At 66.4% G+C, this 13,578-nt stretch carries 17 protein-coding genes; 11 read left to right on the forward strand and 6 right to left on the reverse strand.

Annotated elements, in window-relative coordinates:
• The first annotated feature begins 121 nt into the window (after nt 1-121).
• The 5 genes from LT970_RS13255 (at nt 122) to LT970_RS13275 (ending at nt 5,437) form a co-directional block, all read left to right on the forward strand.
• On the forward strand, nt 122-1,396 hold the full coding sequence (locus LT970_RS13255) for an NRAMP family divalent metal transporter (RefSeq protein WP_232688831.1): 1,275 nt from the start codon (nt 122-124) through the stop codon (nt 1,394-1,396).
• A 4-nt stretch (nt 1,397-1,400) separates the two neighbouring features.
• Nucleotides 1,401-2,177 carry a sulfite exporter TauE/SafE family protein gene (locus LT970_RS13260; protein ID WP_232688832.1) on the forward strand — a complete coding sequence of 259 codons (777 nt, stop codon included), beginning with the start codon at nt 1,401-1,403 and terminating at the stop codon, nt 2,175-2,177.
• A 141-nt stretch (nt 2,178-2,318) separates the two neighbouring features.
• A complete protein-coding gene (locus tag LT970_RS13265) occupies nt 2,319-3,980 on the forward strand; it encodes a phytoene desaturase family protein (RefSeq protein WP_232688833.1) in 1,662 nt (553 codons plus the stop codon).
• A gap of 204 nt (nt 3,981-4,184) precedes the next feature.
• Nucleotides 4,185-4,457: a DUF7967 family protein gene (locus tag LT970_RS13270; protein ID WP_232688834.1), complete on the forward strand. Its 273-nt coding sequence runs from the start codon at nt 4,185-4,187 to the stop codon at nt 4,455-4,457.
• A 320-nt stretch (nt 4,458-4,777) separates the two neighbouring features.
• Nucleotides 4,778-5,437: a halocyanin domain-containing protein gene (locus LT970_RS13275; protein WP_232688835.1), complete on the forward strand. Its 660-nt coding sequence runs from the start codon at nt 4,778-4,780 to the stop codon at nt 5,435-5,437.
• An 86-nt stretch (nt 5,438-5,523) separates the two neighbouring features.
• Here LT970_RS13275 and LT970_RS13280 read toward each other — a convergent pair whose 3' ends face one another.
• From LT970_RS13280 to LT970_RS13295, 4 genes are all read right to left on the reverse strand, one after another.
• Nucleotides 5,524-6,228 carry a DUF2270 domain-containing protein gene (locus LT970_RS13280; protein WP_232688836.1) on the reverse strand — a complete coding sequence of 235 codons (705 nt, stop codon included), beginning with the start codon at nt 6,226-6,228 and terminating at the stop codon, nt 5,524-5,526.
• Between the two features lie 45 nt (nt 6,229-6,273).
• A complete protein-coding gene (locus LT970_RS13285; protein ID WP_232688837.1) occupies nt 6,274-6,669 on the reverse strand; it encodes a DUF302 domain-containing protein in 396 nt (131 codons plus the stop codon).
• A gap of 128 nt (nt 6,670-6,797) precedes the next feature.
• Entirely contained in the window at nt 6,798-7,367 is a 570-nt protein-coding gene (locus LT970_RS13290) for a DsrE/DsrF/DrsH-like family protein (protein WP_232688838.1), read from the reverse strand.
• Between the two features lie 54 nt (nt 7,368-7,421).
• Complete coding sequence (locus LT970_RS13295; protein WP_232688839.1) at nt 7,422-7,664, reverse strand: sulfurtransferase TusA family protein; 243 nt, start codon at nt 7,662-7,664, stop codon at nt 7,422-7,424.
• A gap of 205 nt (nt 7,665-7,869) precedes the next feature.
• On the opposite strand from LT970_RS13295, the gene LT970_RS13300 reads away from it, so the two are divergent.
• From LT970_RS13300 to LT970_RS13320, 5 genes are all read left to right on the forward strand, one after another.
• Nucleotides 7,870-9,051: an MBL fold metallo-hydrolase gene (locus LT970_RS13300; protein WP_232688840.1), complete on the forward strand. Its 1,182-nt coding sequence runs from the start codon at nt 7,870-7,872 to the stop codon at nt 9,049-9,051.
• A gap of 2 nt (nt 9,052-9,053) precedes the next feature.
• Nucleotides 9,054-9,554, forward strand: a complete 501-nt coding sequence (locus LT970_RS13305) for a YeeE/YedE family protein (protein WP_232688841.1) — start codon at nt 9,054-9,056, stop codon at nt 9,552-9,554.
• Complete coding sequence (locus LT970_RS13310; RefSeq protein WP_232688842.1) at nt 9,551-10,048, forward strand: YeeE/YedE family protein; 498 nt, start codon at nt 9,551-9,553, stop codon at nt 10,046-10,048. Before LT970_RS13305 ends, LT970_RS13310 begins: the two co-directional genes overlap by 4 nt.
• Nucleotides 10,049-10,139: 91 nt before the next feature.
• A complete protein-coding gene (locus tag LT970_RS13315) occupies nt 10,140-10,289 on the forward strand; it encodes a DUF7512 family protein (RefSeq protein WP_232688843.1) in 150 nt (49 codons plus the stop codon).
• A gap of 2 nt (nt 10,290-10,291) precedes the next feature.
• Nucleotides 10,292-11,290 (forward strand): sulfite exporter TauE/SafE family protein, encoded by a 999-nt coding sequence (locus LT970_RS13320; RefSeq protein ID WP_232688844.1) that lies wholly within the window; start codon nt 10,292-10,294, stop codon nt 11,288-11,290.
• 52 nt (nt 11,291-11,342) lie between these two features.
• Here the strand turns inward: LT970_RS13320 and LT970_RS13325 are convergent, their stop codons facing one another.
• Together LT970_RS13325 and LT970_RS13330 are read right to left on the reverse strand one after the other, a co-directional pair.
• Nucleotides 11,343-11,711 carry a rhodanese-like domain-containing protein gene (locus LT970_RS13325; protein ID WP_232688845.1) on the reverse strand — a complete coding sequence of 123 codons (369 nt, stop codon included), beginning with the start codon at nt 11,709-11,711 and terminating at the stop codon, nt 11,343-11,345.
• Nucleotides 11,704-12,267, reverse strand: coding sequence for a class I SAM-dependent methyltransferase (locus LT970_RS13330; RefSeq protein ID WP_232688846.1), 564 nt, complete (start codon nt 12,265-12,267; stop codon nt 11,704-11,706). Before LT970_RS13330 ends, LT970_RS13325 begins: the two co-directional genes overlap by 8 nt.
• A 184-nt stretch (nt 12,268-12,451) precedes the next feature.
• On the opposite strand from LT970_RS13330, the gene LT970_RS13335 reads away from it, so the two are divergent.
• On the forward strand, nt 12,452-13,573 hold the full coding sequence (locus tag LT970_RS13335; RefSeq protein WP_232688847.1) for an MBL fold metallo-hydrolase: 1,122 nt from the start codon (nt 12,452-12,454) through the stop codon (nt 13,571-13,573).
• The last annotated feature ends 5 nt before the right edge of the window (nt 13,574-13,578 follow it).

The following is a 13,578-nucleotide window of genomic DNA, read 5'->3' on the forward strand; positions in this document are numbered from 1 at the left end:
GACTTTCCCTCTGAAGCCCTTCCAATCACACGAAGTGACGTTTGTGTGACTGGAGTAGACGCGACGCTTGCGTGACTGGAGTACTGGTGCGTGACTGTGCCATCGTCGTTTTCAACTAGCTATGAGTGTCGGACGGATCACGGACGACGTATCGATTCCCTCGGTCTCGGAGTTCTTCCAGAGGTACGGGCTCGCGCTCGTGATGGTCGCGAGCTACTTCGGGTCGGGGTCAGTGTTCATCGCAAGCTCCGCCGGCGTCAGGTACGGCTACACGCTGCTCTGGGCCGTCGTCGGCGCTGTCCTGCTGGGATTCATGGCCCAGGACATGAGCGCTCGCCTGGGCATCCACGGCGACTCGCTCGCGGAATTCGCCCGGGAGAAACTCGGATCGACGATCGCGACCGCCGTGGTGGTGTTGCTCTCGGTCGGCTGCGTGGCGTGGACGCTCGAACTCACCGCCGCCGTCGGCCGGGGCGTCGTCGTCCTCCTCGACCTCCAGGCCATCGGCTGGCAGCCTTTCGCGTATCTGACGGGGCTCGCCGCGATGGTCGTCGGCATCCTCGGCTACGACGCCGTCGAGAAGCTCATGGTCGCGATGATGTTCGTCCTCCTGCTCGCGTACGTCCTCGTCGCGGGGGCAAGCAGCCCGGACCTCGCCGCCGTCGCGTCCGGCTTCGTCCCGTCGTTCGCATCGGCGGGGTCGGTGACGCTCGCGGTGAGCATCCTCGGGACGACCGCGCTCTGGCCGAACTTCTTCCTCGAGTCACAGCTCGTCGAGGAGAAGGGCTGGACCGACCGAGCGGACATCCCCACGATGCGGCGCGACCTCGCCATCGGCTACGCCGTCGGCGGCATCACCACGATCGCCATCGTCGTGGCCGCCGCCGCGGTGCTCCGGCCGGCGGGCTACGAACAGCTCCAGACCTTCCTCACGCCGGGCCGGGCGCTCGCGTCCATCCTCGGTGAGTGGGCGATGGTCGTCTTCCTCATCGGTACGCTCGCCGCCGCGTTCAACAGCATCATCCCCATCATGTGGGCGCCCGCGCACATGATCCCGACCGCCATGGGGGACTCGTACGCGGACAGCACGCGCGTGTTCCGCCTCGTCTACGTCGTTGGCGTCGCGCTCGGCAGCCTCTCGCCACTCGTCCACCAGTACCTCGGGCTGAGCGTCATCGACATGATAATCCTCTTCCCGGCGTACAACGGCGTCGTCGGGCTGCCCATCACCGCCCTGTTGTTGTTCTGGGCCGTCAACGACAGCGACGTGATGGGCGAGTACACGAACGGCTGGAAACTGAACCTCCTCAACAGTGCGCTCATCCTGCTGGCGGTCTACTCCGCGTGGACCGCCGGACAGGCCGTCATCAACGCCATCCTCACGGGTGGGTTCTGAACCGATGCTCGCCGGCGTTCCCACCCCCACGCTCGCGCTGCTCGTCGTGCTCTCGCTGTTCGCCGGCGCCGGCATCACGGCCGTCGGTCCGGGCGGCGTCTTCATCACCATCGCGCTCGTCGCGCTGACCGACCTGCCGCCGCCGGTCGTCGTCGGCACGGCGAGCGCGACGTTCGTCGCGACCGGTCTCGTCGGAACGGAGAGCTACCGCCGCTCGGGCGAACTCGACTCGCGCGCGGGCCAGTGGACGGCGGCCGTCTTGAGTCTCACGGGCCTCGTGGGCGCGCTCGTCGGCGTCCGCCTGAACGCGCTGGTCGACGCGGCGACGTTCAGCGTCCTGCTCGGCGTGTTCGTCTCGCTGACGGGCGTCCTCGTCTACTACCGTACCCGTCACGCGTCGGTCGAGGATGACTACGACGCGACCACGGTCCGCGGCACGCTCGGCGTCGCCGGCATCGGCGGGTTCGTCGGCGTCTCGGGTGGATTGCTCGGCGTCGGCGGCCCGGTTCTCGCCGTCCCGCTGCTGGTGGCCGTCGGCGTGCCGATGCTCGTCGCGGTGGGCGTCGCGCAGGTGCAGTCGGTGTTCGTCGCCGCGTTCGCGACAGCCGGCTACCTCGCCCAGGGCGCTGTCTCCTGGCCGCTCGTCGTCGCCATCGGCGTCCCCGAGATCGTCGGCGTCGTCGCCGGCTGGAGGGTCGCGCAGTCGGTCGACTCACAGCGACTCACCCGAGCGCTCGCTGTGCTGTTGCTCGTTCTCGGCCCGTACATCGTGCTCCGGTAAACTCCGCGTCGCTCGCGACCGACCAGCCGGGGCCCCGGGCGCCCCGGACCGCGAGCACTCGTTCCTGGCTGGGGGTGGATGCGCCCCGTCATCAGCGGGCACCACCCCAAGGCAGTTCTCGGTCGCGTGAGACGTACGAGTATGGAGCCATCGCGTGATCGGTACGACGCGGTCATCGTTGGCGCGGGGCACAACGGACTGACGGCGGCGCTTGTTCTCGCGAGCGAGGGCTGGACGCCGCTGGTGGTGGAGCGAAACGAGAAGATCGGCGGAGCGCTGCGGAGCGACGAACTCACCGAGGATGGGTACGTACACGACACGTTCTCGACGAACCAGAACCTCTTCCTGGACTCCGCGGTGTTCGAGGAGTTCGGCGACCGGCTACGGGAGCACGGGCTGGCGTTCTCCACGTCCGCGAAACCGTTCGCGAACGTCTTCCCCGACGGAGACGCGCTCCGGGTCTACCAGGACGCGGAGCGGACGCGCGAGGAACTCGCGGCCCACAGTGCGGCGGACGCCGCGGGGTGGGAGACGCTCCGCGGGGAGTTCGATCGGTTCGAGCGGACGTTCCTGCCGCTGTACGGGACCGAACTCCCGTCCGTCGAGGCCGGGCGGCAGCTCGCGTCGGCGTTGCGGTCCGAGGGGGTCCGGGGACTCACGGAACTCGCACAGATTCCGCTGAGTTCGACGCGAGAACTCGGTGACGCGTACTTCGAGACGCCGGAAGCGAAGGCGTTGATGGCGTGCTGGGGGATGCACATCGATTTCGGTCCGGAGGTGTCCGGCGGCGGGATGTTCCCGTTCCTCGAATCGTTCGGCGCGCTCGAACACGGCATCAGCGTCACGACCGGTGGGGCGTCCCACCTCGTGGAGGCGCTCGCCGACGTGCTGCGCGAGGAGGGCGGCGAGGTGGTCACCGGCACCGAAGTCACGTCGGTGCTCACCGCGGACGACCGCGCCGTCGGCGTCCGACTCGACTCCGGCGAGACCGTCCACGCGGACCGCGCCGTCGTCGGCAACGTCACGCCGACGGTGCTCTTCGAGAACCTCCTCGAACACCACGACTTCTCCGACTCGTTCGAATCGAAGGTGGACCGCTACGAGTACGGCCCCGGGACGATGATGGTGCACCTCGCGCTCGACGACCTCCCGGACTGGGACGCCGCGGCCGACCTCGACGAGTTCGCGTACGTCCACATCGCGCCGTACGTCGAGGATCTCTCGGCGACGTACCGGGACGCGCGGAACGGCTACATCCCGGAGAGCCCCATGCTCGTCGTCGGGCAGACGACAGCCGTGGACGACTCACGGACGCCGGACGACGGCGACATCCTCTGGGTGCAGGTGCGCGCGCTGCCGAGCGAGATCCGCGGGGACGCCGCGGGCGACATCGACGCGACGGACTGGGACGAAGCGAAGGACCCGGTTGCTGACCGCGTAATCGGGAAACTCTCGGAGTACGCGCCCGAAATCCGGGAACTGATCCGGGACCGGACGGTGCTCTCACCCGCCGACCTCGAGGCCGAGAACCCGAACCTCGTCGGCGGAGACTCCGTCGCGGGCAGCCACCACCTCCGACAGAACTTCCTCTGGCGGCCGTTCCCCGGGTGGTCGCGGTACGAGATGCCCCTCGACGGCCTCTACATGTGCGGCGCGGCGACCTGGCCCGGAGCGGGGAACAACGCCGCGTCGGGCTACCTCGCGGCGAAACACGTGCTCCGCCCGAGCGCGCCGGCCCGACTCGCGAACGCCACCGAGGAGTACGCCGGCCTCGCGAGGACCTGGCTACGCCGCAATTTCTAGGCCCTCACGGAGGGGACCCCGCTGAAAATCCGCGCCGTCCGTACGAACCGGTGGCGTCGGATGCGAACCAACGTTGTTGACCGCCCAACCGGTGGCGCTCGGTGGGCGTCGAGACGCCTGGCGCGTCGAGAAAGCAACACGCTCTGTTCGCCAGTCGTCAGGGAGACCAAACGACCTAACGTTCCTGTCACCGAAACAGTCGGTATGGCCGCCGAGAGCGACGACACCCGCGTGTGGCTCGTCGAGCGGGGGTACAACAACCGCGACCTCATCATCCTGAAGTACGCGACCCTCGACGGCGAGCGGGTCTTCCGCCGCGAACTCGCCGCCCAGGCGGTCGACGTGGACACGGTCACCGCCGCGCGGGACGTCTCGACAGACAACCTGGAGGTCGTCGACGATCCGGACCTCCAGGACCGATACGCGTCGGAGGCCACTCGCATGCGCGACGAGCACGACCCCGAGAACACTGTGTGACTGGCGAGACCGTCGGCTCCGATTGTCCCGACGATAGCGAGGGCGCGTCCGCGCAAACGGTGGGCGGTTACCGCTACCCGGGGCGGTGAACCGCGCCCACTATCGTGCCCACCATACACAATACCTGCCTCGTTGAACCCAGAAAGTTACCATCGGATCTGTAGGTCTGACCGAGTTGAAACTCCCCCATAGACTATAGTAAGCTCTCTACTGGGGATTCTGGTGCATCGGGACTTCGCGACTGATGGAGATGCACGTTCAAAACGGGCAGTAGGATTGTACGCCAACGGCCTTATTGCTCTCCGAGGCGAACCCAACCCATGTCCGAGCGAACCTCGATGACGCGTCGAGCAGTTCTGTCCGGGGCCGCGGGCGCTGCGGCCGTGACGACAGTGCCCGTGGTCTCCGCCCAGGACGGCGGCCCCGACTACGGTGGCTGGTTCGACGGCGTCAGCAACTTCAAGGGTACTGCTGACTACACCGGCCAGTCCGAGGTCACCGTCTGGGTCGGCGCACAGGGCAACGGCGGCTACTTCGCGTTCTCGCCGCCCGCCATCCGCGTCGACCCCGGCGCAACGGTCACCTGGACGTGGACCGGTGAGGGCGGCAGCCACAACGTGGTCGCTCAGGACGACGCGTACCGGAGCGAGCTGTCGAGTGAGGAGGGGCACACGTTCACCCACACGTTCGAGGGGTCGGGCGACGGCGTCTCCATCTCGAAGTACTTCTGTGTGCCTCACCGCTCGCTCGGCATGAAGGGCGCCGTGGTCGTCGGCGGGTCCGGCGGTCTCGACCCGGGCAGTTACGATACGCCGTCTACGGGCGCCGGGGGAGGCGGCAGTGAAAGCGGTGGTGGCGGTGGTGGGTTCTCCATCGGCGCACTGTCCATCGTGGGCACGCTGCTCGTTGGACTGCTCTCCCCGCTGTTCTTCGCGATCTTCCTGTTGTTCCAGGACTCCGAAGAAGAATCGGCGACGTAACGCAAGGAAGAGGAGACCGCTGACCAGGTTGGCCGGTCAGTACACGTCTCCGATGGTGTTTCTGGCGGCTACGGTGGCGCTGGTGACTAACGGTTCTGTCGCAGTTGCTCCTCGCGCAGTTCGCCGCGCGCGTGCCACGTCCGCGGACGGTACGCGACGACGAGTCCGGCCGCGAAGTAGACCACGACGACGCCAACGACGACCGCACCTGGAATCAGTCCGATGGCGGCCGTCTCGAGCGGTGGGTCGGGGGAGAACGCGGTGATGCGGACGAGCCACGCGAGCAACAGGACGGCGAAAAGCGGCATGTAGACCCGGCGGAGTCGGTGCGCGATGGCCTCTTCGGTGGTGATCTTGATGGTGGGGTCCCGGTAGTCCTCGGCGAGTCGCTCGCGCCAGTCCGGGTTTGCGGTGTCCATTCTGGGGTCGAGGCCGACCGACCAGACGTTCTCCTGGAGGGTGCGGACCCGCGAGCGCCAGATGTCGTAGCCGCGGTACCGCCGCGCCTCGATCACGAGGAAGACGGTGAGCGTCGCAGCGCCAACGAGAATGATGTAGTGGGGATTGTCGGGACTCGAGAACGCCCACGTCAGGATAGCGGCCATCACGATGACCGCCCAGTTCGTGGTCGTGTCGAGGCGTTCCCGCCAGTACTTCATCCGGTGGATCTCGCCTCGGTAGAGGTGGGCCATCGACGAACTCGGTCCCATGTCCTCGTCGAGCAGTCCCTTTCCGACGTCCCGGAGGTCCGGGTCCGTCGGGTCGGCGTCCTCTGTCGGTGGATCTGTCATTAGTAGACGTGTAGCGGAGGCAGGTCGATAGTCGGTTCGCCTTCGTCAGGCCGCGGGGAGTGTCTCGAGTACGCGTTCGAATCGTTCGTGGACCTCCGCAGCAATGTCGTCGAGGTCGTCGTTCTCGACCACCGAGAGCATGACCTCGGCGTCTACTGCGCTCACGCCGACCTCGCCGTCGTCGGTCTCGTAGACGACGACGTTACACGGCAACAGCGCCCCTACCTGCAGTTCCTCGTCGAGGGCCTGCTTCGCGAGCGGCGGGTTGCAGGCGCCGAGGATGCGGTACTGGCGGTACTCCTCGTCGAGTTTCTCCGCGAACGTCTGCTGGACGTCGATGTCGCTGAGGATGCCGAAGTCCTCGTCGGCCAGCGCGTCGATGGTCTGTTCGACGACGTCGTGGAACGCCCCGTCGACTCGCTTGTCCAGAGTATAGGACATACTATCCAATTTAGCGGTGCCGTTCTTAGGCGTTGTGCACGTGTCGCGGCTGGGCGGGGGACGAGAGCCGCCGAGAACCGACAGGTGTGGCAGCGAGGAACGAGGCGAGGGAACGAAAATCGCGGGGGTCAGACGAGCAGTTGGATGTCGGCATCGGCCATGTCCTGGATGGCCGTTGCGGCGCCGACGCCGGTCGTCACGCCGTCGTAGAAGTCGTCCTCGTCGTAGTCCATCAGGTCGATGGTCATCTGACAGGCCTGGAACTCGACCCCCATCTCGAGGGAGGTGTCGATGAGTTCCTCGATGGTGGCCGTGTCGTTGTCGTCGATGCGCTTTTCCATCATCTTCGTGGTCACGCGGTCCATGCCGGGGAGCGCGGCGACAGCGTTCGGAACGGGCATGTTGGGATTGCCGACCGAACTCAGTTTGAGTTCCTTCGAGCGTTCCTCGTGGAGGATGTCGAGCCCCCAGAACGTGTGGAAGACGGTGACGTCGTAGCCGAATGCGGCGGCCGTGCTCGCGAGGATGAGCGGCGGGTACGCCATGTCGAGTGTGCCCTTCGTCGCGATAATCGACATCTTCTGCTGGTCGTCGTCGGTCGCCGCGGCGAGTTCCGTCTCCAGTTCGTCGATGCGAGCGGCGAGTTCGGCGCGCGAGGGCGCGTCCTCGTCCGCCGACGTTGGTGTGTCCGTACTCATGAGTGGAACGTGGGTGCTTGCTGGTCGGTGGTGATGCCGGTCTGTCTCATTGGTTCATTCGGTTTTGCGGACGTAGTGCGTGTACACGTCTTGGCCTTCCTGCTGGTCGACGAGTTCCACGCCGTCGGTCGTGTCCGCCCAGCCGCCGAGGTCGCTCATGCTCCCCGGGTCGGTCGCGAGGACTTCGAGGATCTCGCCTTCGGCTAGCTGGTCGATGTTCTGCTTGGTCTTGACGACGGGCATGGGGCAGTTCTCGCCCTTCACGTCGAGGGTCTCGTTGGCTTCGTACTCCGTCATGGTATTGACTTCACGGCCCAATATCGTCCTGGGCAGGAAAAGCGTGTCGATAGTATATTTCCAGATTAGCAATACTCTATGGTGGGCTGGCCCGAATATCTGGTATTGTGGTTTCAGAACTAGTGAAGGTGGATTAGAGTATTGTGTAGTATGCGGTCTTCTATACAAAGCCTTATCTGCGGGGAGTCGATAGACTGGAGTGAAGATGACCACAGGGGAACCTCCCGACGCCGACGACGCGGTGGCAACGACCACGCCAACCGAACTCAAAACTCGCATCGACAGCGGCGATAACGTGTTCATCCTCGACGCGCGCTCGGAAGACGACTTCGAGGAGTGGCACATCGACGGCGAGAACGTCGACACCGTGAACTACCCGTACTTCGAGGTGCTCGACGGCGTTCCCGAGGACCTCCACGACGCCCTTCCCGATGACCAGCGAATCACCGTCCTCTGTGCGAAGGGCGGGTCCAGTGAACTCGTCGCCGACAACCTCGACGACGAGGGCTACGACGTCGACCACCTCGAACGCGGCATGCAGGGATGGGCGCGCGTCTACGAGACGGAGACGTTCGACACAGCCACGGACGCGACGGTCGTCCAGTACCGCCGCCCCTCCAGTGGCTGTCTCGCGTACCTCGTCGTCGACGACGGCGAAGCCGCCGTCGTCGACCCGCTGCGCGCGTTCACGGACACCTACCTCGAGGACGTCCGAGAACTGGACGCCGAACTCACGTACGCCATCGACACGCACATCCACGCCGACCACGTCTCCGGCGTCCGCGAACTCGCAGAGGAGACGGACGCCACCACGGTCCTGCCGGCGGACGCCGCCGACCGCGGCGTCGAGTACGACGTGTCCTACGAGACTGTCACCGACGGCGATACGCTCGCTGTCGGCGACACAGAAATCGAGGCCGTCGCCACGCCCGGCCACACCACCGGCATGACCGCCTACCGGGTCGGGGACGTCCTGTTCACGGGCGACGGCCTGTTCACCGAGAGCGTCGCTCGTCCCGACCTCGAGGACCCTGACGCCGCCGAGGACGCCGCGCGAACCCTCTACGAGAGCCTACAGGACCGTGTCCTGGCACTGCCCGAGGACACCGTCGTCGCGCCGGCGCACTTCAGCGACGCCGCGACGCCGAACGACGACGGGACGTACACCGCTCCCCTCGGCGACCTGGTCGACCGGATGGACGCCCTCTCGATGGACGAAACAGCGTTCGTCGAGTTCATCGTCTCCGACGTGCCGCCTCGACCGGCCAACCACGAGGACATCATCGCGACCAACCTCGGGCGGCAGTCGCCCGGCGACGAGGAGGCGTTCGAACTCGAACTCGGCCCGAACAACTGCGCCGCAAGCGACGAGGCGCTGACCAACTGACGATGGACCCACTCGTATTGCAACTCGCAGCCAGCGACCCCTTCCCGCGGGGAGTACTGCCGTACCTCGTCGGCGGCCTGTTCGTCGGCCTGGGCGCGGCCGTCATCTACCTCGCGACCGGGATCATCGCGGGCGCGAGCACGTTCCTCGAATCGACGCTGTCGTACGTCTCGGATGTCGACCGGTTCAACCGCTTCAAGTACGTCCAGTCTCGGGGCTGGCGGGTCGTGTTCACGCTCGGCATCGTCAGCGGCGCGGCCGTTTGGGGGTTCGCCCTGGCGCCCGACCCGACCGCCTGGACGACCGACGTGCAGTGGTGGCGGTTGCTCGCGGGCGGCGTGCTCGTGGGCGTCGGCACGCGCGTCGGCAAGGGATGTACGTCCGGCCACGGCGTCTGCGGCGTCGGGTCGCTCTCGAACACCTCGCTCGTGAACGTCGCGACCTTCCTGGTCACCGCGATCGGGACCGCCCAACTCGTGCAGGCCCTCGGGGTGATGCCATGAGTAGCGAATCTCCGACGAACGCAGGCGACGAGCGCGGAGGCGAGAGCGGTGGCGGGCGCAGTCCGCTGTTCCTCCCGGTCATCTACGTCGGCGGACTGGTCTTCGGCCTCGGACTCGCCATCAGCGGGATGGCGCGGCCGGAGGTCGTCCTCGACTTCCTCCAGTTCGAAGACTTCGGTCTCCTGTTCGTGATGGGCGGGGCCGCCGTCGTCACCGGCATCACCTTCACCGTCGCGACGCGGTACCTCGACCGCGCGCCGCTCACGGCGCGCGAGTACACGCGCCGACTGAAGTCCTTCGACCGGAACGTACTCGTGGGCGGCGCCATCTTCGGCGTCGGCTGGGGACTATCGGGCATCTGTCCGGGCGCCGCGTACGCGAGTCTCGGGGTCGGAAACTACCCGATTCTGTGGGCGGTCGCCGGCATGTTCCTCGGCGCCTACGCACAGGGTTTCGTCCGGTCGCTCGGTACCGACGACGAGCCATCCAGCTAACTGACAATGACACAGGACGCGCATTCGACCCGACGGCCGCAGTATTGCCCGATAGTGGAAATGGTGCTCAACACAGCGGAGGGGACGTAGCATGTTCGGAATCGAATCACTCGGTGATACGGCACAGGCGCTCGCGACCGTTGGTCTGGTCTTCGCGGAAGCGCTCGTGCTGTACGTGGGGTATGGCGCACTCAGTAGCACGCTCGGTTCGACCGTGGTCGGAGCGGTCGGGGGTGACTGACGATGGCGATATTCGGTACGAGTCTCGCCATGGTCGCGGTGTTCGTAGGGTTCGGCCTGCTCATCGGGACCCTGTTCGGGTTCTTCGGCATGGGGGGTTCGTTCCTCGTGACGCCCGCACTGCTCGTGATGGGGTACCCGTCGACGGTCGCTGTCGGGAGTGGTCTGGCGTTCGTCTTCGGGACGAGCGTCATCGGGGCGCTCCGGCACCGGGACCACGGCCAGGTCGACTACAAGCTCGCGACCATCATGACCGTCGCGATGACCCTCGGCATCGAGGGCGGGAAGAGCGTCGTGTTCTTTCTGGAAGCGACCGGCATGGCCGACCTCATCATCAACGTCGCGTACGTCGGACTGCTCGCCGGCGTCGGCCTACTCACGTTGCGTGACGCGTGGAGCGACGACGACGGTACCGACACCGACAGCGACCTCGCCGACCGCGTCCAGTCCATCCACATCCCGCCGATGGTGACACTCCGCGGCGGCGTCCGCGTCTCCGGGACGATCATATTCGCCGTCGGCCTCGTCATCGGTATCCTGTCGGGCTTCCTCGGCGTCGGCGGCGGCTTCCTCCTGATGCCCGCGATGATGTATGGGCTCGGAGTGCCCGCCGCCATCGCCGTCGGAACGGACATCCTCCAGATCACCATTTCGGGGGCGTTCGGCGCCTTCACGTACGCCCAGTCCGGGTCCGTCGCGCTGCCCGTCGTCGGATTCCTGTTGCTCGGGAGTGCGCTCGGTGCCCGCGTCGGCGCGGGCGCGACGAATCTCGTCGACGAGGACGAGATCAAGGGTTACTTCGCCGCGATGCTGCTCGCCGGCAGTGTCGCGGTCGCGTCGAACAAGCTCGGAACCGTCTACGGAATCGAACTCCTCAACACCCTGAGCACCGTACTGATTTTCGGTTCGGCGCTGCTCGTCAGCGGCGCCGTCGTGCTCGCGGCCGTCTGCCGCCTGCGTGACGACCAGACAGGGACGTGGTGTCAGCTCACCACGTCGTAGGCAGAATCAGCGCCGGCCGCCGATCGAAACGCCGGAGAGACCACTCGTCTTCTCACTGAATCAGTCCGCGGAGAAACGAGGCGACGCGATACAGGCGTGTGTTCCGTTCGTACTGCTGCCAGCCCGCGTACCCGCCGGTGAGAGTCGCCACAGAGTACCCCTGTTCGTCGAGGTGGTCGGTGGCTTTTCGCGCGACGACGCCGGCCTTGCACACCGTGACGACTGCCGCGTCGTCGGGGACGGCGTCGAGGTGAGCGTCGAGGGCGTCCGTCTCGCCACGTCGCAACTCGTGGTACACAGGCGCGTTGTGGCTGTCCGGGATGTGGGCCTGCCGGTAGGCCTCTCTGGGACGGACGTCGAGGACGAAGACGTCGTCGTCGGTCCGACGGTCGTCGAGCCGCGCCGGGCCGACGCTACGCATCGTTGACGGCGGCGATGAGGAGCGTCTCGGGGCGGGTAGCTGTGAACTCGATGCGGAAGCCGGCGTCGCGGAGGGCGGCGGTCACCTCGCTGGCGGTGAACCGCTCCGCGAGCGGCGGACCGTCCTCGCCGGTGCCGTCTGCCGACCAGTCGGCGACGACGAGGCGGCCGCCGGGTGCGAGCACGCGCTCGAGTTCTGAGAGCGCCTGGTCGCTCGCGAACTCGTGGTAGGTCATCGTGGAGATGGCGCGGTCGAGGTGGTCGGCCGCGAACGGCAAGTCCTCGACGCCAGCGGTCACGAGTTCGGTGTTCTCGGGGACGCCTTTGTCCCGGTAGTACTCGTGCATCGCCTCCTGGACGTCCACGGCGTAGACGCGGGCAGCGTGCGGGGCGATGGTGTCCGTGTAGAAGCCGGTGCCGCTGCCCAGGTCGGCGACAGTGTGGTCGTCGGTGAGGTCGAGCGCCCAGTGGAGTTCCTCCCGCGAGACGTACCGGTAGCGTTCGGCGGCGTCCTCCAGTTTTGCGGCCTTCGACGCGTCGAACGTGTGGTGACCCATGTACCACAGTTGTGGGCGTGTCGTGAAATAGATGGTGTTGTGGATACTACTTCCTGCGGGTCGGTATAGAGCTGCTCGGCTTCTGAATACCACGAATGGAAACACCGTACTGCTGGTTCGTTTGTGTCGGTGACTGCTTGTGCCAACAGATTTATGCCGAAGTGACTGCATAGTATTGGGTGTAATGAGCAATACAACGACCGAGCCGTCCGAGGTCGCACGCCGAGTCGCCGACGATGACGAGGACCCGTTTATCCTCGACGTGCGCAACGAGGACGCTTACGAGGAGTGGCAGATTCCTGGGAGCACGAACATTCCCGTGTACGACGAACTCCTGGAGTACGACTACTCCGGTCTCGAGGCCCACCTCGACGAACTCCCCGAGGACCGAAAGATCGCGGTGGTCTGCGTCGGTGGCGTCACGTCCGCGCGCGCCGCAGAGTTCCTCCGCGAGCAGGGCTACGACGCGGAATCCATCGACAACGGGATGAACGGCTGGGGGCGCGTCCACCGCCAGTACGACGTGCCTGACGCCGACGGCGTCGTTCAGGTCGTGCGCCCGGGCACGGGCTGTGTCTCCTATCTCGCCCACGACGACGGCGAAGCGGTCGTCGTCGACCCCACGCAGTACGTCGACGTTTACCTGAACGCCGCCGACGAGCGCGACCTGGACATCGTCGGCGTCGCGGACACGCACGCCCACGCCGACCACGTCTCCGGCGCGCGCCGCCTCGCCGGCGAACTCGACGTCCCGTACTACCTCCACGGCGAGGACACCGGCGAACTCGAGGAAGTCAGCGAAATCGCCGACGGCGACACTATCCCGGTCGGTGACCGCGAACTCGAGGTCATCCACACGCCCGGCCACACGCCAGGCAGCGTCTCCTTCGCGTTCGAGGACGCGCTGCTCTCTGGGGACACGCTGTTCCTCCGGAGCGTCGGCCGCCCCGACCTCGAGGACAGCAGCGAGGACGCCGTCCGCGAGGCTGCGAGCCGACTGTTCGACAGCCTCGACGACCTCGTCGACCGCGACGACGACACCGTCGTTCTCCCCGGACACTTCAGCGACGAGACGGCACGCCCGCTCGCGACAGACCTCGGCGACCTGACAGCGGAGTCGACGAACGAACTCCTGAGCTACGTCGAGGACGGTGACGAATCGGCGTTCGTCGAAACCATCGTCGAAAGCCTGGCCGACGAACCCGCGAACTACAACGAGATCAAGCAGATCAACTGGGGCAAAGAACAGCCCGGCAGCGACGTCGAGGCGCTCGAACTCGGTCCCAACAACTGCGCCGCGAACTAACGCCG

This window comes from Halobacterium zhouii (assembly GCF_021249405.1).
GTDB classification, from domain to species: domain Archaea; phylum Halobacteriota; class Halobacteria; order Halobacteriales; family Halobacteriaceae; genus Halobacterium; species Halobacterium zhouii.

Coding starts and splice junctions, on each gene's coding strand:
- LT970_RS13255 (WP_232688831.1), top strand. CDS start 122: ATGAGTGTCGGACGGATCACGGACGACGTATCGATTCCCTCGGTCTCG.
- LT970_RS13260 (WP_232688832.1), top strand. CDS start 1,401: ATGCTCGCCGGCGTTCCCACCCCCACGCTCGCGCTGCTCGTCGTGCTC.
- LT970_RS13265 (WP_232688833.1), top strand. CDS start 2,319: ATGGAGCCATCGCGTGATCGGTACGACGCGGTCATCGTTGGCGCGGGG.
- LT970_RS13270 (WP_232688834.1), top strand. CDS start 4,185: ATGGCCGCCGAGAGCGACGACACCCGCGTGTGGCTCGTCGAGCGGGGG.
- LT970_RS13275 (WP_232688835.1), top strand. CDS start 4,778: ATGTCCGAGCGAACCTCGATGACGCGTCGAGCAGTTCTGTCCGGGGCC.
- LT970_RS13280 (WP_232688836.1), bottom strand. CDS start 6,228: ATGACAGATCCACCGACAGAGGACGCCGACCCGACGGACCCGGACCTC.
- LT970_RS13285 (WP_232688837.1), bottom strand. CDS start 6,669: ATGTCCTATACTCTGGACAAGCGAGTCGACGGGGCGTTCCACGACGTC.
- LT970_RS13290 (WP_232688838.1), bottom strand. CDS start 7,367: ATGAGTACGGACACACCAACGTCGGCGGACGAGGACGCGCCCTCGCGC.
- LT970_RS13295 (WP_232688839.1), bottom strand. CDS start 7,664: ATGACGGAGTACGAAGCCAACGAGACCCTCGACGTGAAGGGCGAGAAC.
- LT970_RS13300 (WP_232688840.1), top strand. CDS start 7,870: ATGACCACAGGGGAACCTCCCGACGCCGACGACGCGGTGGCAACGACC.
- LT970_RS13305 (WP_232688841.1), top strand. CDS start 9,054: ATGGACCCACTCGTATTGCAACTCGCAGCCAGCGACCCCTTCCCGCGG.
- LT970_RS13310 (WP_232688842.1), top strand. CDS start 9,551: ATGAGTAGCGAATCTCCGACGAACGCAGGCGACGAGCGCGGAGGCGAG.
- LT970_RS13315 (WP_232688843.1), top strand. CDS start 10,140: ATGTTCGGAATCGAATCACTCGGTGATACGGCACAGGCGCTCGCGACC.
- LT970_RS13320 (WP_232688844.1), top strand. CDS start 10,292: ATGGCGATATTCGGTACGAGTCTCGCCATGGTCGCGGTGTTCGTAGGG.
- LT970_RS13325 (WP_232688845.1), bottom strand. CDS start 11,711: ATGCGTAGCGTCGGCCCGGCGCGGCTCGACGACCGTCGGACCGACGAC.
- LT970_RS13330 (WP_232688846.1), bottom strand. CDS start 12,267: ATGGGTCACCACACGTTCGACGCGTCGAAGGCCGCAAAACTGGAGGAC.
- LT970_RS13335 (WP_232688847.1), top strand. CDS start 12,452: ATGAGCAATACAACGACCGAGCCGTCCGAGGTCGCACGCCGAGTCGCC.